This window comes from Paenibacillus sp. GCM10027626, assembly GCF_042676285.1.
GTDB lineage: Bacteria > Bacillota > Bacilli > Paenibacillales > Paenibacillaceae > Paenibacillus_Z.
Map to the genome: position 1 here is coordinate 45,038 of NZ_JBHTHC010000025.1, position 19,272 is coordinate 64,309.

Here is a 19,272-nt window from a genome sequence, read left to right on the forward strand (position 1 = left end):
CCTACCATTCCTTTATTTAAACCTTTAACCTTAACAGTTAAATCTTACCCACTCAATAAAGCGCTGTCAATAGCGAGTTACATCGTTTGTTTTACGCCAATCAGCTTTTAATTGTTAGTAAAGAAATCAATTTCATAACTCCACTCTCTGTTGCAACTAAACGAACTGCAATTTAACTATTGACAACCCGAACCTCGCTATATTAAATTGAACTCGAAAGGTTAAAGGTTTATATAAAATTGCAGGAGGATGATATGTATGGCGCAATTTTCACTTCAAGACTTCGGCGCAGCTGGAGACGGCATTTCTGATGATACAGCAGCGATTCAGGCATGGTTAAACAGTGCAGCTGGCGCTTCACCTGCTGAGCCTGCAGCCCTTATTGCCGCAAACGGCATATACCGGTTCACATCCGCGTTAACGATACCTGCGGTTAACAACATCAGCCTCTCTGGCAGCGGACCTTTCTCCACCGTTTTTCTCTATGACGGCGTCGACAGTACAATCGACTTGCTGACTTGCGGTGACGGAACGCCTCATTATGGATGGAGCTTATCCAACTTCCGCTTTACCTCAAACACAGTGATGACGGTCGGATTTGCTCTCCACTCCCGGCGCATCGATCGTATCTATGTCGATAATGTCGTCATGGATGGGGTCGACGGCACAAGGAAGCTGCACGGCGGGTTTTGGTTTGACGATGTTCAACAAGGCTACCTTACGCAATATCAGAATTTTGTCCAGGATATCGGCATACGAGTAAATGGTAACGCTTCCGATGATCATGGCGCGGATTTATTTATCGACAAGGGCATGAACGTAAGCTGTAATGTCGGCATTCATGTCGCCGGCGGGTTCGGAGGCATCTATGTAGACAACACGGTTAATTTCGGATGCGGCACCAGCGTGCTCATCGACAATGCAGCTGTTGCACGGCATAATCGGGAAATTTTCTTCGGGGATCATTTTGTCTCTGACGGCGCGTTTAAATCCGGCATTCATTTCAATGATACATTGACCTCCAATGCGCCTGTAACAATCGGGGGCTTCGTTGGCTCCTCAGGGGTATTCGGCGGCACACCGGCAAATGGCATTTTCGTGGAAAACTGGGCGCACGGCCGTATATCCGTCAACTGCGGCCAAGTGTTCAATTGCAAAAGCAATGGCATTGAAGTTGCAGACTTGACGACTTATGTAGAGGTTTCCTCCTCCACCTACATATTTAATAATGAGGGCTACGGCATTTATGCCGCTGAAGCTGCGAGCCGGGTTTCCTCCTATGCCAAAGCTTTCCACAATACGAATGGCAATTATGGAAATATTGCAGGCGACGGAGTATGGGTCGGATATACACCGGCGGTCTCATCGCAAATCGGGCATATTCCCGCGAAGAGTGCAACCGGACGGTACCGGAAAGACCGGAATACGGTGCAATTTGAGATAGCGATTACCATTACAACGAACGGAACCGGTGCAGGGGCACTTACTGCTGCGCTCCCGGTCAAACCGCGTTCCTATGCTATGGCCTCCGGCAGAGAGATCGCCGTAGGCGGCAAGATGCTTGCTGCCACCTCCGCCGCAAGCCTTAATCTAGACATTACAAACTACGATAACAGCTATCCCGGCGTTGACGGGGCGATTCTCGTTCTAACAGGGTCCTATGAATGTGAGGAATGATACAAGGCCAAAATCTCCGGCTCTACAACAATTTCAGAGCCGGAGTTTTTTGATACCCATCCCCTGTCCAAACTACTCTGGCAGGATCTTTACAGAGTCACGGATCACCAGCTCAGGCTTGAGTGAATATTGAAATGTGAAGTTTTGTCCTTCCCAATACCGCATTAATCCATCCATACAGAGCCTGCTCATTTCTGCCACTGGGATTTTCACGGTTGTCATCGGGATAAAATCTAGTGTTGGCAGCTCGATGTCATCATAGCCAACCAGCGAGACATCCTCTGGTACACGAATCCCCCGTTCCTTGAGGCCCTTATAAATGCCAAGCGCTACGGAATCGTTGATAGCGACGAACGCTGAAGGCAGCGGCGAACCGCTTTCCAAAAAACGGATGATTTCACAATACCCGTCCTGGAACGTGTACCCGCAATCCCGGTATTGATCCTCTTGCACCTCAATCCCCGCTGCTTCAAGCGCCCGTACAAATCCTCGTCGTCTAATTTCTGTCACGAAATTATGACGTTCACCGCCCACATAGAGAAGCTGGCGATGACCGTTGGCCAGTAAAAAGCGGGTAATCTGGTACTCGCCTTCCTCCAAATCCGGAATCACATAATTCATCTTCATCCCTTGGAAATGATGGCTCGGCGAAATGAGAATCGAAGGCACCTTGAATTTTTCAATATGGCTGATTGCTTCGCTCATATCGGCCTCACTGAAATCGGACCCTGTGGCGATGATGAGGGCATCCACATTTTTGCTAATAAAGCTATCTACAATTCCCATCAGCGTCTTCATATTGCCATCCGTATGACCAAGGAGCAGAAAAAGCTCATTTTCTCTCGCATGCAGCTCCAAATACCGGATCAGCGCCAACGTATAAGGCATTGAGATATCCGGTACGATCAAGCCAATGATGCTTGTTTTCTTGCTGAGCAGCCCTTTGGCCAGCGAGTTCGGCACATAATTCAATTCCTCTGCGATTCTGGCAATCAGTTCTCGTTTCTGGCTGCTTACATTACCTTTGTTGTTCAACGCATAGGAGACAGTAGCGATCGATACACCCGCTCTGCGGGCAATTTCATGTATGGACATCGAATCACACAACCTTTAGTTTAAAGCTTTAAATAAATTACTGTCCAGCCACGCTATTTGACAGGCTGCCCCGCCGTTCGGGACAGCCTGCACAGCCGGCCTATTGTGCCAAGACCGATTCACGGAAGATCACTTGTGGTTTAAGCGAATACTGGAAGGTCATATCGATGCCTTCCCGGCATTTCATTAGCCCCTCAATAGAAAGCCTGCAAATTTCCTCCACGGGAATTTTGACTGTGGTAAGCGGGATAAAATCCAGTGTTGGCAGCTCGATGTCGTCATAACCGACGAGCGAGACATCCTCCGGCACACGCAAATGGCGCTCCCTCAATCCTTTGAAGATACCGAACGCTACCGAGTCATTGATCGCTACAATTCCCTTCGGGACCTCGCGTCCGCTATCCAGCAGCCGAAGAATGGCTTGATATCCGTCTTGAAATTGATAGCCGCAATCACAGAACAACTCTGCAGGGGCGGGGAGCTTGTAGTCTGCCAGCGCTCGTCTGAAGCCATTGCGGCGAATCGCAGCTACATAATCGCTGTCCTGGCCGCCGATGAATACTAGCCGCTTGATATCCTGGCTGAGCAGATATCGGGTAATCTGATACTCCCCCTCCTCCAGATCCGGCACCACGTAATTCATGGAAGGCGCCGTAACCGGCTGCATAGGAGAAATAATAATATTCGGCACCTTGTACTTCTGGATGCGCGAGACAATCTTGATCATTTCCTTATGATCGGCTGCACCCAGGCCGGTGGCCAGGATCATACCATCTACGTTTTTGCTGATGAAGCTGTCTACGATGCTTCGCATGGTGCTCATTTGACCATTCGTATGACCGAGCAGTAAAAACAAATCATTTTGGCGTGCATAATGCTCCATATGACGGATGATCGCGAGTGTATAGGGCATCGAGATATCCGGGACAATCAAGCCGATAATACTCGTTCGTTTAGCCAGAAGCCCCTTCGCCAGCGAATTCGGAACATAGTTCATCTCCTCAGCAATCCGGAGAATCAGTTCCTTCTTTTCCTTGCTTATTTTCTTCTTGTTATTGAGCGCATAGGACACGGTAGCAATCGAGACACCGGCCCGTTTGGCAATTTCATGAATGGACATTCGATCTCACCTTTGTTTAAAGCTTTCGCATTAAAACAAGTGTAGACCTCGGTTTTTCAGATGTCAACCTTTTATTCCCTTCTTAAATCTCTCTGAAATTGCCATATCCGCGCCTTTTTATTTGGATGCAGCCCAGCGGTCATAAGCCTGGGTCGCAATGTCCACAATCTCGTCCGCGCCCATCTTCTTCATCGTGGAGACGAATTTATCCCAGTTCTCATCAATCGGCAACTGGCCGGTAATAAACTTTGCTTCCATCTCGCTTTGGTACTTGCCAATATCCGTGCCCAGGGCGCTCAGTCTCTCCTGCTCCTCATCGGTATTGTAAACAAGCGGATACGGAGCCTGCGCGGCCTTGGTAAGCTTGCCGTCAATTTCTGCGTAACGATGCTGGTTTATGACATCCTGCCAGTCCTTCTCCGTGTCGTCACGCGTCCACTTAGGAGCCGGATAGCCAGCATCCGGGGTCAGCTTCCCTTGACGCTGCGATACATCCTCTCCTTCAGGAACCGGAATCGTTTTACGGATTTTCTTCTCTTTATCCGCATACTCCCACGTTGTTCCCTCCGGCCCATACTGGACAAAAATACTCCCATCCGGCGAATACAGATAGTCTACCCAGCGAATGGACGCCTCCGGATACTTGTTCTTGCTCGTAATGGCGAATACGCCAGTCGTGATGCCCGTTCCTCCCGGATACATCGGCGTTGCATTCAACTCGCTTGTCAGTGGTGGGAGCACTTTATGCTTCAAAATATCTTCCGGCTTCACGACGTTGTACAGCACATTGGCACAGCACATATAGCCCATGCCAAACTTGTTGTCCTTGCCTCTTGCAGACAGCTCGGTGAAGCCGATATTATACATATCCTGGTTGATCAGCTTCTCTGTCCACAACCGGTTAACAAATTTCAAGTACGCCTTGTACCCGTCACTCAACGCGCCATATTGGACTTTACCGTCCACAACCTCTGTACCGGTCGACAGATGTCCGAATGCCGGCATCAGGAACCAGGCCAGATCGGCCCCGCCTAACCAGGACATGAACGGAACACTGTCAGCTCCGCCCGGGCTTCCTTCCTTAAACTTCTTGAGCAGTTCATAGAAGCCTTCGGTTGTCGTCGGCAGCTCCTTAATGCCCAGCTTATTCAGCCAATCTCCGTTGACCCACACCGGATTGTAAATGGCAACAGGCGCCCTGTTAATCGAAGGAAGTGAATAAATATGGCCATCAGGCGCCGTAATGGATTTCTTGACTTCAGGCATCGCTTCAAACATCGCTTGAATATTAGGGGCATACTTTTCGATCAGCCCTTCAAGCGGGATCAGCTTCCCCTCACTGCCGTACTTGACCTCCTCCGCCGTGTTCAGCGCATAGCCAAAAAAGATGTCCGGCAGCTGGTCGCTGGCAAACGCCAAATTTTTCCGCTCGGCATAGGCTTCACCTGTAGGGGTGTCGAACTCAAAATTCATATTGGTCATCTTGCTCATCTCCTGGAAAAACACCATGTCCTTCCACGGAGCCTGAACAGCATGCTTGGGTCCCATAATTTTCAAGGAAATCGCTTCATTCACGATCGGGTAACCCGTCTCATTGAAGTTGCCGGACGTCGTCTTCTCTGTAGTCCCATTTGCTCCATTTCCTTCTTTCGTTCCATTTGTTGCTTTCTCCCCGCTGCAGCCCGACAAAGCTAGGACCGCGGTTGAAATGATCATGAGCAGCACTACACTTATTTTTTTCATTGGAATCCCCCGTTTAGTGTTAAGTTGTTGCAACATGGCCGTCAAACATGAACTGTGATCATACAACCAGCCTTCCTCTAATCCCAAGAATCGAAAGCACCTGAGCTTCCCTACCCTTTCAACGAGCCGATCATCACCCCCTTCACAAAGTATCTTTGCAGAAATGGATAGATGACGATGACCGGGGCAGCTGATACAACCATTACCGCATACTTCATAATGCCGGAAATTTTGGCCTGTTCATTCAAGGTTTCCATCTCCGTCCCGGTCATCATCGCTGAATCGTTCATTTCATTAATGACCAGTATTTCGCGCAGAATGAGCTGCAGCGGAAACAGCTCCCGGTCCGACAAGTAAATCATGGCGCCGAAGTAGCTGTTCCAATGGCCAATTCCGTAGAACAGCGCCATCACCGCAATAATCGGTGCCGATAGCGGCAGAACGATGCGCAGGAATAACCGGAAGGTTGAGCATCCGTCAATTTCCGCAGCCTCCACAAGCTCGCTTGGGATCGTCGTCTGAAAATAAGTGCGGGTAATGATAATGTTCCAGACCGACGCTCCAATCACGACACTCCAGATGGTGTTGAGCATCCCCAGCTGCTTAATAATCAAATAGGTCGGGATCAGCCCCCCGCTGAAAAACATAGTGAAGACCAGCACGCCCATAATGATGTTTCGTCCGGCCAGATCTTTGCGGCTCAGCGCGTATGCGCAAGGTATCGTCAGCAGCAAATTAATCGTGGTGCCTAGCCCGGTATACATCAGCGTATTGCGGAACCCGGTCCAAATGTCCATGTTGCGCAGCACCCGCTCATAGCCTGCAAAGGTGATATCCCGGGGCCACAGCCACATTTCGCCTGTGCCCACATAAATCGGGTTGCTAATGGAAGCGCTTAACACATAAATAAGCGGGTAGAGCACTACAACGAGTATGATGCCAAGTAAAAGATACACGATTGAGATAAACACTTTATCCGAAGCCGTGTTATTGATCATGCCGCTCCCCCTACCATAGACTTACTTTTTGCGTTCGTCTGGCAATCCAGTTGACAAGCACCAGAATGACCAGATTAATGGCGGAATTAAACAAGCCAACTGCTGCCGAGAAGCTGTACTGCGCCTGCTGCAGCCCGCTCCGGTACACATAGGTCGAGATGACATCGGATGACTCCATGTTCAAGGAATTTTGCAGCAGAAATATTTTCTCATAGCCAACCGATAAAACATTGCCCATATTCAAAATCAAAATGATGATCATCGTCGGTGCAAGTCCGGGCAGGTTAATGTACAGAATCCGCTGAAAGCGGGACGCCCCGTCAATGATAGCCGCTTCATGCAAGCCAGGGTCAATGCCGGAGAGGACAGCCAAGAAAATAATCGTTCCCATCCCCATTCCCTGCCACACCCCGGACAGCACATAAACGGTTTTAAACCAGGCCGGATCCGAGAGGAAGGCAATCGGCTCGCCTCCAAATGCTTTGACCATCGTGTTGATAATTCCGGTTTGCGGAGACAGGAAGGCAATAATAAGTCCGCCCATGACAACCGTCGAAATAAAATAAGGCGCATAGGTTATCGTCTGCAGCGTGTTTTTAAACAACGACTTCTTCAATTCATTCAAAGCCAGCGCGAGCACGATCGGTACGGGAAACCCGACAGCCAGCTCATATAAGCTGATGCCCATCGTATTCTTAATCAAGTCCCAAAAATAATAGGAATTAAAAAAACGGTAGAAATGATCCAGCCCGACCCATTCACTTCCCCAAATCCCTTTGCTGGCGACAAATTTCTTGAAGGCAATTTGCACCCCGTACATCGGAAAATAGCTAAAAATGATAAAATAGGCCAGTGTAGGCGCGATAAACAAATATAATTGCCAATTCTTCCAAAGTTTGCGACGCTTTAAAGCAGGATGTCGTTCGTTCTGTACTGCACCTGCCACATGATCCCCCCCGATCCGGTAACCGCCGGTTTTCGACGCTGCAACATGAGTTGCCATTCCATTCATTCCAGTTGCTTGGTTCAGCTCGTTCTAATCATTCTTGCCTGATTCTTCGTCCGGCACAATGACAACCTTGATGGTCTTGGCTTTCTCTTCTCTGCACATCGTCATCGCTTCTTCAATTCCGCTTAACGGCAAGCGGTGCGAAATGATGAGATCTGCGGGGATCGTGCCATTCTTGAGCATCTTCAGCACAATGGGGTAGTACAGAGCTGGGCTTGCAAAGCTTGCCCTCAGCTGCAGCTTCCTGAAGTGAAAATCGTTGGCATCAAAACTGATCATGCCAGATCCGCTTCCAATGCCGATGTAGGCTAGAATGCCCCCATAGGCAAGCAATGACAACGCTTCAGGTATCACCTGCACCGGGGCTGTTAGCAGTATCCGGTCAAATTGTTGCTGAAGCTCCGGATATTCTGTTAGCGGCCGATCGCAGGCAACCGGCTTTGCCCCTAACTGGGCAGCAGCCTCAAGCCTGGGGCGGGTGCTGCTCCTGCCAATGCACACGACCTGGTCCGCACCACTGCGCAATGCCATCGGAATGGCCATTAACCCGATCGGCCCGGGACCGATCAGACAGACCCGGTTGCCATGCTGAATGTCTGCTGTCTTCACCATGTCATAAGCTACACCTGCCGGCTCTGCAAGACTCGCCGCTTCCGGCGTAAGGCCGTCATAGCGGACTACACAGCAAGCAGGGGCAAATAAATAATCAGCGAAGCCCATGGAAGGCCCTGCCATCCAGAACTGGGGTGCTTTATTGCATAAATCCACCCGTCCGCTCCGGCATATATCGCATCGTCCACAGTAGCTGGAGGATTCCAGAACGACTCTGTCGCCCACGTTCAAGCCGGGGCAATGCTCGCCCAGACGCTCGATCACACCCGCAATCTCATGGCCAAACGGCTGCCAATCCCCCAGCTTATCCTCTGCATTGCTGAGGTCCGTGCCGCAAATGCCGCAGGCTTCGACACGTATTAGTACATGTTCATCAGGCACATAATCCGGCAGGTCAATCGTGCGCAAGGAGCAATTCCAGGGCGACTTCAGAAATGCGCTTCGAATCTGCATCGTGATTCTCCTTTATTCATAAATTTAGCGATTGCTACGAGAAACAGTTGGACCATTACATTCTTTGATTATTTAAAAGGGTTTGTTATATACGAGGAAAGAACGAATTTCGCCTTCCTTCATGCTTCCGATGTCTATACTGCCGTCCGCGCCATGGCCGATCGTCCGGAATGCGGTCTCCAGCAAATCTGTTTCTTCTATTCTTGCAATTTGGGCAGGCATAACAATTCGCAGGCGATCGGCATTGCCGTGCATCCGGGCAAGCCGGATCAATGTGGCCGCTTCCCCGCTCCCGCTGTACCCGGAAGGCTTGAATGCCGTGACAATAGTCCCCGATGCTTCCTCCCAGCCATGAGCAGTCAGCTCTTCCAGACACAAAGCACTGAATGATCCTTGCCCTGCCTCCAGACTGCCCGGCGTCATAGCCGCGGCTGCTGTAAGCGGCTGATTCAACTCCCAGCCTCTTCGGTCGGTATGTGCCTCTCTCCAGTCTCCGGCGTGAGGGTACGCCGAATAAGTAAACTGGTGATGACCGATATCCGGCGTATTATCCGGCTCATAGGAGCTGCGAATTAGTGTTATCGCCATTGTATTGCCTTGAATGGAATGCCCGTATTTACTGTTATTGAGCAATGACATTCCAAAGGTTCGGCCGTCTTTCCCTTCCGATACGTCGATCCAATGCAAGGCCGGCATCTCTGAGCCATCCGCCGGACGTTCAATCGCTCCGAATGGAATATTCGCCGTATGCTGCACAGATCTCACTGCGGGGGTAAATAGTACTTTGAGCATCGGCGCCTGCTTCGTTCCCGAACCTTGCCCGTTCCATTCTACTGTAGTTGGAAAGTCAATACGGTCCAACTCCCGGTAAACCCGAATTTCCTGCCGAATCTCCGATTCTCTGCAACGATGGATTACTTCAACAGACTGAAATACCGGTCCCTCGTGCAGCACACGGACCTGAGCGCCGGAGATCAGCCGTTCGGTTGCAGACACAGTCCCTATGATCCAGGCTGACATCCCGTGCGGCACTTCATCGTATATTTCCAGCACATTCAGCTTTCCCTTGGGAAACCTGTCTGTCCACTCATTCGGATAGGCATATTGCTTGCTCAGATTCTTGTCTGTCAAATCAATAATTGTCCCGGATTCATGGTCGACCTCTACCCGGTACCGGCCTATCTCCAGCACCGGATTTTTATAGAATGACCATTGAATTGGCTGCTTCGGCTGCGGACTGTCGGCAGGTCCGCAATACCGGTAAACAACAAAGCCGCAGGCTGGCACATTCCGGGCCACGAATATAATCTCATTGCCGGTGCACTGAATTTCGGCGGTCCGGCCGTCGGGGTCCGCAAGCATGTCTCCATCCTGCCAAGCCTCCGTTTCCGGATATTCTTCCCTTCGGAGTACAACTACGTCTGTCCTCTTCCAGGATAAGGTGTTGTATACGACAATGGCAGGCTCCAGTGTTGCTGCTGTGCGCCCAGTTGACGATGCGGCAGGATGCATGCTCCGTATTGCTTGTGAGCTAATCCCTTCCGCTGTGAGGCGCGCTTCTTCTGCCGCAGGCAGCGCCTCCAGATAGGTTGACTTGATGGAGCAGCCGCACAAGATATCATGAAACTGGTTAAAGCACTGCCTGCGCCACGCCTCCCGCAAAGCGTGCACTCCGGGTTCCTGGTTCCACCCGCCTTGAAGAGTCTTTCCTTGGACAAGACTGTAAGTATCGGCAATGGCAGCTAAAGTCTCCGCCCGAACCAGCGCATGCTCCGTCTGCCTGTTCGCCCGCTTGATGTCTCCATGGCTTGTGTAGCAGCCTGCAAATACCGGGTTCAGCTCACCCGAGAAGACAGGGAACGCACAGCCGGATTGCTCGATTTCACAAAAAAAATCGACCGCTTTACTGAACGTAAACCGGGGCAGCAGTGGGCTCTCATCGAGCCGGATGGCGCGAATAACGTCCTGGCGGGTCGCTCCGCCCCCATGATCTCCAATACCGTATACATACATATTTGTCTTCAAGCCGGTGCTTCGCCGCATCTCTATCGAGCCGGATACAATATGCGAGGCGAAAATTCGTCCGTTGTATCCGGTCGAACTTGGATCATTGAACACAAGGACACGCGAGCCTTCCGCCCCTTCCCACCAATAAAGCGGCATCCCCCTGCCGCCACGCGTATGATAGTAGTATTTGATCCCTGCCCGGGTCAGCACATGTGGCATTGTAGCCGGGTGACCGAACGTATCCGGTTCCCAACACACGATCGGGTCTACACCCAGATGCTGCCGGGCATACGTCTTCCCTTCAACAAATTGCCGGATAAGCGTTTCGTAGCCCGACATGTTCAAATCGCCTTCGACCCAGGTGGAAGCGGTCACCTCCCATGCTCCCCGCTTCACTTGCCGCATCATCCGATCCCATAAATCCGGAACTAGCTCCTGCACGACTCGGTAAGTCGCCGCCTGGCTATGCGAGAAGCAGACTTGAGGATATTGCTCCATAATGTCCAGCATCGCTTCAAAATCGCGGATGATCAGACTGACCGTCTCGCTCCACGGCCACAGCCAGTTCATATCGATATGGGCATGCGCGATAAGGTGAATTTGATAAGCTTTCGCATACGGCTGAACGACAGCCAACTTGGATCGCGCCTGCTCTATGCTGTATTGCACCCTCTCCCAATTATTCCGATCAAGCGCTTCATAATCAAATGCATCAAGGGCTGCATCCAAAGATGAAATAATCGCCTCATCTCTGATATCTCCATTCTCGATCAAAAACTGTATAAACCCCAGTTCTTCATGAAACGTATCCAGCTGAAAAATCCATTCATCGATTGCCGCGATGCGGACTTCAGCCAGCGGGAAGTAGCCAAAGCCATCTCCCTGCCTGCACTGTATAAAGAAGTGAAAGCTCTCATCCTCGCCCGCTGACTTCGTCAGCTCGATTGGCACTACCTGTGTATCTGCCCAATAATTAGCCTGATAAGCCGTCTTGCCATTGACATATACCGTTGCCCCGGTATTCATCCAGATCTCTAAGGTAACTTCAGAAGCCAGCAGCGATATGCCCATATAAGAAGCAGGAATTTGAATCTGGCGATAAAACATTCTGTCTCCGTCACGAGGTGCCCACGTATAGACAAGCTGCTGCTCCGGCCAGCCGCTCTGCTGCTCAATTGCCTGCTCCGGCGCAATGACTCCCGTTTGTGTTCGCCAAACATTGAGCTTGAAGGCATTCGTCAGCAACTCGCATTTGACTTTCAGTGCTTCCCTTGTACGCTCAAGGCCTGCTTTCCAACCGCTCCTAACTGCATCCTGATTTAAGCTCATTTCTTCAATACTCCCTTCGCTAAACTTGAATGCCTGCAGCAGTAAAAATATCGTCAATCAGCCGATCGACTGCCAGTGCCTCGGCAACGTCAGCCAGTGGAGTTTGTTCGCCTGACAGCGCTTTCTCAATCCACCGGTACTCTTCCTGAAAATTATCAAACATCCCGGCGTTAAAGCTTTCTTTCGTTTTGCTCGTTTCGTCCCACAGTTCAGCTACCGGCGATTCAAATTGCGGCCTTTCCCACCAAGTCGTATGTAGTGTAGCTAATCCCTTCTCTCCCCGAAGTTCAATGAGCTCATCCCAGCCATTGTCCCGTTTTCCCACTCCAGACAGCGGAAGCCAGCCACACTCAATTATAATCGAGGCTCCGTTCTCCATTTCCAACAGTGCATGAGCCATTTGATCCACTTTCGGGTAACAGCCCTCACGGTACTGCATTCGCGCAGCAAGCACCTTTTTGACCGGACCTGCGAATTGAAGTAGCAAATCCAGCATATGACTGCCCGAATTGACGAACACACCATCCATCGGCGCATCTGGATGTTGACTCAAGTGACCAGAAATGAGTGGCCAGCTCGATTCCGGCATCGGATGATATACGCGTACCAGCCCGCTCTTCATGGACCCGATTCGTCCTGCGTATTCCTTGAATTTCTGAACAGTCGGATGCGCCCTCTTCATATAGCCGACAAAGAATGGCCGTCCGCTTTCCCGGACCTGTTCGGCCAATTGTGAAGAGTGAGCCGCCGAACGCGTCATCGGCTTCTCGCATAGAACGGCATGCCCAGCTGCAATGGCCTGCGTCGCCACATTAAAGTGAAAAGCGTTCGGAACTGCCACGGTAACCAAATCTGCTTGCTCCGAAAGCAGCGCTTCCGTGTCCGTCGTCCACCGGCAGCCGTATTTTTCCGCGAAGCGACGTGCCGACTCTTCGTTAAAATCCGCAACAATCCCGATTTCATGTCCCAGTGCGCGAATGGCCTTGCCGTGGTAATCCGCAATGTTCCCGGCCCCAATAATATTAATTTTCATCCTCTTACCCCTTCAACTTAATTGTGTACTAATGAAAATTTGGTGCTAAAAATAAAGCGGTTGCATTTGCAAAATAGCGATTAAAAAGCCTTAAATGCAGTTTGTTACATCGTCGTTGAAAAGTTGCTGAAGATTGCTGAAACGCCTTGTTAAAGCTTTAACCTATCTACAACAAGAATCTTACACGCAGTTCCTAAAGCTGTCAAGAAGATTCTAAGTGTAACAAAAAAGACGCGGCCCTCGGCCGCGCCATACTGCGCAACTATACAGATTTTGCCGCATCAGCGAACTGACGTGCACGCTCGGTCAGCAGATCAAAGCGGCCTTCGCGCACCCAGTCCAGGTTGACCAGCTTGCTGCCCATGCCTACTGCGCATGCGCCCGCTTTGAAGTAGTCTTTAATATTGTCGAGGTCGACGCCGCCCGTTCCCATCATCGGGATGTTGTTCAGCGGAGCGCGGATTTCAGCGAGGTATTTCCAGCCAAGCGTCGCCATCGGGAACACCTTTACCGCTTCGGCTCCGGCTTTCCAGGCGCGGACAATCTCGGTTGGCGTCATGCAGCCCGGCCATACAGGCACGCCATTCTCGTAGCCATAAGCGATTACGGCCTCATCGAGATTAGGAGAGATAATAAACTGCGAACCGGCTGCAACCGCCTCTTTCGCCATGTCCAAATCCAGCACTGTGCCTGCTCCAACAGCAGCCTCAGCGCCGAATTTTTCGCGCCAGCGGCTGATCATGCCAGTTGCGCCTTCAGTATTCAGCGTAATTTCCATCATCGAAATGCCGCCATCCAGCAGCGCTTGAGCTGCTTGATCAGCGTATTGATCCTCTATGAAGCGAAAAATAGCAACAACCTTTTCCTGCATCAATCGGTCCAGCATCTGACTCATTTGCGAATCCTCCCTGAAGCTTCCTCTTTTTGTTCATTTTATCGAATTTATAAGTTTCACTCGATAAATTCGATAAAATTTTATTGAAAGAAACTTGCCTCACACCAAGGACGGCGTCAGCCGTTTCTTCTCATATCTATCCATTGTAAAATGAAATGGCAAATCTAGCAATCCGCCAATCATGAGCAGGTACGGCCAGCCAATTTGCTTCTGGACCGCTAATGCTAGTCGGCAAGCTCCCAGTAATCGCGCAAAATACGCAAAAATACGTTGGGAAAAGCCAACTCCCTCATATGCTCCGGACCGATCCAGCGATAGTTGGCCGGCAACGGCAGCGCCTCCGACAGCTCATATGCAGCCGCCGTCTCTGCCACTGCTTGTGCAGTAATGCCGGATGAATCGCCACTGGCATCCTGCAACATAAAACCGAACTCAGCACGATACACCTGTACATCCCAAATGATATGGCTAAAAATATGCTCCGCGCTTCCCCACCAGCTGTCTGCCCGCACGAGCACATGATCCTCGGCAGCGAGCGTTCGTGTGAGCCAATCCATATGAACGGCCCGTTCTTCCGCCGGCACCTCGCTGCTAGCGGCCTTTCGCGCAGACGTTCGCCCACGCTTCTTTCCGCCATCGCCATCGCCATCGCCATCGTCCCCGGCACTCGGAGCCGCAGCGGCAACATGAGGCAGCTCCCACATTTGAGCCAGCAAGCCGCTTTCCGGCCGCTGCCTCACCAGCAGCTGTCCCGCACGCTCTCCTGTGCCGGCAATAAGCGCGGCAATGCGCGTCTCCGGCCGCGGCGGCTTCGCCTTCGTCTTGATCGGCAATATATGCTCCTTGCCTGCCATGCGCCCTTCACAGTGGGCCATAACCGGACAAGTCAGACAGCCTGGCGATTTCGGCGTACAGACAAGCGCACCAAGCTCCATCAGCCCTTGATTGAAATCGCCGGCCGCTCCTTCCGGAATAAGCGATGCGGCCAGCTTCTCAATACTCACGCGCGTTGCCGGCTTGGCAATGTCATCCTCCAGACAAAAATAGCGGGACAGCACGCGCATGACATTGCCGTCAACAGCAGGCTCCGGACGGTTGAAGGCAATACTCATTATCGCCCCGGCCGTATAGGGGCCAATACCGCGCAAGGCCGAGACGGCTTGCTTATCGTCAGGCACAATTCCTATATGCCGCTCCACAACCTCGCGTGCGCCTGCCTGCAAATTGCGCGCTCTGGAGTAATAGCCCAGCCCCTCCCAGCATTTGAGCACTTCCGCTTCAGGCGCTGCGGCAAGCGCGGCCGCCGTCGGGAATTTCTCCATAAAACGTTCATAATATGGAATCACTGTATCGACCCGCGTCTGCTGAAGCATAACTTCAGAGACCCATATGCGGTACGGGTCCCGATTTTTGCGCCATGGCAAATCGCGTTTATTTTCACGATACCATGCAAGTAGCTCGCGGCTAAAATAGCTAGCTGCTTCGGTAGCCATTCTATTCGTCTTCCCTTCCATCCCAGGTATTTCCTGAAGCCGCCAGCTGATGAAGCTGCCGGTATCGGCTTGGCGTCAAGCCAATATCACGCTTGAACAGCCGTGACAAATAGTGATTTTTCATTCCTACCTGCCTGGCGACATCAGATACGCTCACTTTCGTTTCTTCGAGCAGCCGCTTGGCATTTTCCAGCCGGCGGTTATTCACATATTGAATCGGCGAACAGCCGATTGCATTTTTGAAAAATACGATAAAATAGTTCGGATGAAGATATGCGATCTTCGCCAATTCATCGATGCCGATGTTGTCAGCGAGATGTTCTTCGATATAATGGAGGACAGGATCCATTTTTTCCAGCATTTCAATATTACCGACTTCAACGCTGTGTAGATCGCAATATTCCAAATACGTCGCCATCACTTCAAGCATAGCCGAGCGAAGACGCAGCTCGCGCGTCAAGGAATTGGAGCGAAAGGCTTGTATCATGCGAGTGAAGATCGACTTCATAAGCATGTGATCGTCAAGATCGACACCAATTGGAAAATTGAGCTGCTTTAGCAGATCCATATCGCCGATCGCTGCCCTAAAGTGACACCAATAGAGTTCAACAGATTGCGAAGGATCGATATCGAAAGCTTGCGGACTTCCCGCCGGCAGAATATACAGCTGTCCGGACTTTACCGTGTATGAACGCCCTCCGACCTCAAGACGGCCGCAGCCGCTATGAACATACCAAAACCGGTGAAATTCAGGCGACTCTTCCTGCTGCCAATCCGGGCCATATGTAGAGAATGCGGCCAGCGACACTTCTGCTTGAAAGCGATGAAAGTAATTTTGTAGAATGGTCTTATAAGTAGTTTTCATTACAGCTCCCAAAATAGAGATCATTTTCAGTGCAATGCCATTCTCTATTATACGGGGATTAACAGAAAAATCATATGCCATTATATTACAATGAATTAAGTATTTAATAAGGAGAGATTCTCACCCTATGAAAAGGAACTTCGCTGCTCATAAACAGGCCGCAAGGCTTTCGTTTTTCTTGGCAGGTTTGCTGTTCATCGTGCTGTTATCAGCTTGCGGAGGCAAGTCCGATCCCCTGTCAGGCCCCGCAGAAGCGGTCCGTCTCTACAAAGCAAACTGCATTTCTTGTCATGGGACAGAGCTGCAAGGGAAAATGGGAGATGCGACTAATTTACAAAAAATCGGTAAACAAAAGACAAAAGAAGAGATTATTAATCGGATTAATACAGGCAAAGGGGCGATGCCTGCATTCGAATCCTCTTTGACCAAAGAAGAAATTGAACAATTAGCCGATTGGCTTTCCGGAAAAAAATAGTCCGCTCCCTACCCGATTTGCTCAATGACCGCAAAAGCCGAAGCAAGCTTTTCTTCATGCGTGATGGTCAGATGAATTTTAATTCGCGCTGCGTCAATGCCTAATCTCGCATAAGCCGGATCACTTAACTGGCATTCCGGCTTGCCCGCAGCATCATGCCCGATCGTCATGTCATCAAAACCAATCATGCGGCCAATGCCGCACCCGAACGCTTTGGAGATTGCTTCTTTGGCGGCAAATCGGCCAGCCACAAATTCGGCCAGCCTCCCTCCCCGCAACTCGCCGGCTCTGGCCCGCTCCGGCTCCGTTAATATGCGCGCAAGCAACTTCTCTCCGGTCGCTGCAAGCAGCATCTGCTCGATTCTGGCAATGGACGCTATATCATGGCCAATACCGATAATCATACCTTCACCTCTTTCCAGCCTGCAATGAGAAGAAACGGCTGACGCCGTCCATGGCGCGAGGCAAGTTTCTTCCCCAAAAATTTTATAGAATTTATCGGGCGAAACTCACAGCTCAACTTTCGCACTTGAAGCACACACGGCCAATCGACAGCCTCTTATAGAACTACTAAAGGGATTTTTTGCATTTAGTTTCCCTGTATGTCGGGAATCGCGAGGAACTACATGCATTTCCTCCCATTAGTTTGCAGCAAAATCACGAATCCCGTTCAAATCGGCTAAACTAAGTACAGGTTTTGCATTTAGATCGCGAATCGTCTGCTAATCCCCAGCAAATAACTACATAAAATACAGTTATTTTCTTCCCCATGCCACTGCGCGGCACCATCAGAAGGGGGAATAGCGGTTTGATACCCTCCATTTCATCCTCCCTATGCTGACGATTAGGCTAACGAACCTGAGACACGCTATTGGCCGAAAAATCGGCTTGCTCCGCGTGTAACGAACCGGGGACACGCTATTCATGGAAAAAAGGCGGGTAAGCGACCGATTTTCGGCGAATAGCGATCGGTAGATTCGTTACAGCCCACAAGGCCCCATTTTGAGCCGAATAAGGATTGTCCGGTTCGTTAGCGGCAGCTAGACCTCGCTCGCAAAATAAATCAAAGAGCAACGCCAACAATGGTTCGCAGGTTTGCCCAGTTACATAAAGGTATGGTTCTGCGATAGTTACATGATAAATTCTATAAAATCAAAAATAGTGGCATTTCGCCACTATCTTCACGTTCCTGAGCGCTTATTAAATTCCCGGAATCGGGCTGCGCTTATGCTCTGTCTTTTTGTATTGTTTTTCGATTTTTGCGCGGGCCTCTTCATCAATGGACTTGCCTTCCAAATAATCATTGATCTCGCTGTACTTAATGCCAAGCTCGTTCTCATCGGTCTGGCCTTCCCACAAGCCTGCTGTAGGCGCTTTGTCGAGAATCGCTTGCGGCACGCCGATCTGCGCACCGACCTGATACACTTGACGCTTGTTAAGCGAGCTAAGCGGCTCCACATCGACGGCTCCGTCGCCCCACTTGGTATAAAAGCCGGTCAACGCTTCCGAGGCGTGATCCGTTCCGACCACGAGCAAATTGAGATCGAAGGCGACCGCATATTGCGCCACCATCCGCGTACGTGCCTTTACATTGCCCTTGCTGCCGCGGCTAAGATGACGCGATATGCCAATGGCCTTCAAGGAATGCTCGACCTCGAGCGCCAGCTCATCTACCGCTTCCTGTATGTTCGTCTCAATGCAACGCTTTAGCTGGAAAGCTTCTGCTACCGAGTAGCTGTCCGCAATATCCGACTGCTCGCCATAAGGCTGATACACGCCAAGCGTCATATAGTCTTGACCGGTTTCAGCCGAGAGCTCGTCGGTTGCCATTTTGCAAAGGCCCGCTGCAACAGCGCTATCCAGTCCGCCGCTAATGGCAATCAGCAAGCCTGTTGTGCCTGATTGGCGAACATAGGACTTGAGAAAATCGACGCGTTTGCGGACCTCTTCTTCCGGATTAATGCTCGGCTTTACACCGAAACGTTCAATGATTTCCTGCTGCAAACTCATTATGTCTACACCTCTTATTCTATCGGCAGAACCGGTCGAAAGCATCTGTCAAATCCGCAGCGATATCCGCTGCCGAGCGATTTTCAATTTGATGGCGCTCGATAAAATGAACCAGCTGGCCATCCTTCATTAAGGCGATCGACGGCGAAGACGGCGGATACGGAGCAAAGTATTCGCGCGCTTGCGCTGTCGCTTCTTTATCTTGTCCCGCAAACACAGTGAATAAATGATCCGGCGTAACTTCATGCTGCAGCGCTTGCGCAACGCCTGGGCGGCACTGGCCGGCAGCACATCCGCATACAGAGTTGATAACGACAAGCGCCGTGCCTTTAGCGCCTGGCAGCTTCGCTTCTACCTCTTCAGGCGTGCGCAGCTCCTCAATTCCAAGGCGCGTCAGCTCATCGCGCATCGGTTGTACCATATCCAGCATATATCGTTCAAAAGACATTGACATCGTA

16 protein-coding genes are annotated in these 19,272 nt (G+C 50.8%); 2 read left to right on the top strand and 14 right to left on the bottom strand.

Going from position 1 to position 19,272, the window contains the following annotated elements:
• The first annotated feature begins 258 nt into the window (after nt 1-258).
• Complete coding sequence (locus tag ACFQ0N_RS32095) at nt 259-1,677, top strand: glycosyl hydrolase family 28-related protein (RefSeq protein ID WP_379334195.1); 1,419 nt, start codon at nt 259-261, stop codon at nt 1,675-1,677.
• A 72-nt stretch (nt 1,678-1,749) separates the two neighbouring features.
• Here the strand turns inward: ACFQ0N_RS32095 and ACFQ0N_RS32100 are convergent, their stop codons facing one another.
• The 11 genes from ACFQ0N_RS32100 to ACFQ0N_RS32150 all read right to left on the bottom strand — a co-directional run bounded on the left by ACFQ0N_RS32100 (nt 1,750) and on the right by ACFQ0N_RS32150 (nt 16,329).
• Nucleotides 1,750-2,772 (bottom strand): LacI family DNA-binding transcriptional regulator, encoded by a 1,023-nt coding sequence (locus ACFQ0N_RS32100; protein ID WP_379334196.1) that lies wholly within the window; start codon nt 2,770-2,772, stop codon nt 1,750-1,752.
• Nucleotides 2,773-2,872: 100 nt separating this feature from the next.
• Entirely contained in the window at nt 2,873-3,892 is a 1,020-nt protein-coding gene (locus tag ACFQ0N_RS32105; RefSeq protein ID WP_379334197.1) for a LacI family DNA-binding transcriptional regulator, read from the bottom strand.
• 117 nt (nt 3,893-4,009) lie between these two features.
• A complete protein-coding gene (locus tag ACFQ0N_RS32110) occupies nt 4,010-5,635 on the bottom strand; it encodes an extracellular solute-binding protein (RefSeq protein ID WP_379334198.1) in 1,626 nt (541 codons plus the stop codon).
• Nucleotides 5,636-5,745: 110 nt separating this feature from the next.
• On the bottom strand, nt 5,746-6,633 hold the full coding sequence (locus ACFQ0N_RS32115; protein WP_379334199.1) for a carbohydrate ABC transporter permease: 888 nt from the start codon (nt 6,631-6,633) through the stop codon (nt 5,746-5,748).
• Between the two features lie 10 nt (nt 6,634-6,643).
• Nucleotides 6,644-7,636: an ABC transporter permease gene (locus tag ACFQ0N_RS32120; RefSeq protein ID WP_379334200.1), complete on the bottom strand. Its 993-nt coding sequence runs from the start codon at nt 7,634-7,636 to the stop codon at nt 6,644-6,646.
• A 33-nt stretch (nt 7,637-7,669) separates the two neighbouring features.
• Nucleotides 7,670-8,707 (bottom strand): zinc-dependent alcohol dehydrogenase, encoded by a 1,038-nt coding sequence (locus ACFQ0N_RS32125; protein WP_379334201.1) that lies wholly within the window; start codon nt 8,705-8,707, stop codon nt 7,670-7,672.
• 72 nt (nt 8,708-8,779) lie between these two features.
• A complete protein-coding gene (locus tag ACFQ0N_RS32130; RefSeq protein WP_379334202.1) occupies nt 8,780-12,043 on the bottom strand; it encodes an alpha-mannosidase in 3,264 nt (1,087 codons plus the stop codon).
• Nucleotides 12,044-12,062: 19 nt separating this feature from the next.
• The gene (locus ACFQ0N_RS32135; RefSeq protein ID WP_379334203.1) at nt 12,063-13,076 is read right to left on the bottom strand and encodes a Gfo/Idh/MocA family protein; all 1,014 of its coding nucleotides are present in this window, start codon (nt 13,074-13,076) and stop codon (nt 12,063-12,065) included.
• Between the two features lie 262 nt (nt 13,077-13,338).
• A complete protein-coding gene (locus ACFQ0N_RS32140; protein ID WP_379334204.1) occupies nt 13,339-13,971 on the bottom strand; it encodes a bifunctional 4-hydroxy-2-oxoglutarate aldolase/2-dehydro-3-deoxy-phosphogluconate aldolase in 633 nt (210 codons plus the stop codon).
• A 224-nt stretch (nt 13,972-14,195) separates the two neighbouring features.
• Nucleotides 14,196-15,464, bottom strand: coding sequence for an A/G-specific adenine glycosylase (gene mutY / locus ACFQ0N_RS32145; protein WP_379334205.1), 1,269 nt, complete (start codon nt 15,462-15,464; stop codon nt 14,196-14,198).
• 1 nt (nt 15,465) lies between these two features.
• Nucleotides 15,466-16,329, bottom strand: a complete 864-nt coding sequence (locus ACFQ0N_RS32150) for an AraC family transcriptional regulator (RefSeq protein ID WP_379334206.1) — start codon at nt 16,327-16,329, stop codon at nt 15,466-15,468.
• Between the two features lie 178 nt (nt 16,330-16,507).
• On the opposite strand from ACFQ0N_RS32150, the gene ACFQ0N_RS32155 reads away from it, so the two are divergent.
• A complete protein-coding gene (locus ACFQ0N_RS32155; RefSeq protein ID WP_379334207.1) occupies nt 16,508-16,804 on the top strand; it encodes a c-type cytochrome in 297 nt (98 codons plus the stop codon).
• An 8-nt stretch (nt 16,805-16,812) separates the two neighbouring features.
• Here ACFQ0N_RS32155 and acpS read toward each other — a convergent pair whose 3' ends face one another.
• The 3 genes from acpS to ACFQ0N_RS32170 all read right to left on the bottom strand — a co-directional run bounded on the left by acpS (nt 16,813) and on the right by ACFQ0N_RS32170 (nt 19,268).
• The gene (gene acpS / locus ACFQ0N_RS32160; protein WP_379334208.1) at nt 16,813-17,208 is read right to left on the bottom strand and encodes a holo-ACP synthase; all 396 of its coding nucleotides are present in this window, start codon (nt 17,206-17,208) and stop codon (nt 16,813-16,815) included.
• Nucleotides 17,209-18,004: 796 nt separating this feature from the next.
• The gene (gene nadE / locus ACFQ0N_RS32165) at nt 18,005-18,814 is read right to left on the bottom strand and encodes an ammonia-dependent NAD(+) synthetase (protein WP_379334209.1); all 810 of its coding nucleotides are present in this window, start codon (nt 18,812-18,814) and stop codon (nt 18,005-18,007) included.
• 19 nt (nt 18,815-18,833) lie between these two features.
• Complete coding sequence (locus ACFQ0N_RS32170; RefSeq protein ID WP_379334210.1) at nt 18,834-19,268, bottom strand: BrxA/BrxB family bacilliredoxin; 435 nt, start codon at nt 19,266-19,268, stop codon at nt 18,834-18,836.
• Nucleotides 19,269-19,272: the final 4 nt, after the last annotated feature.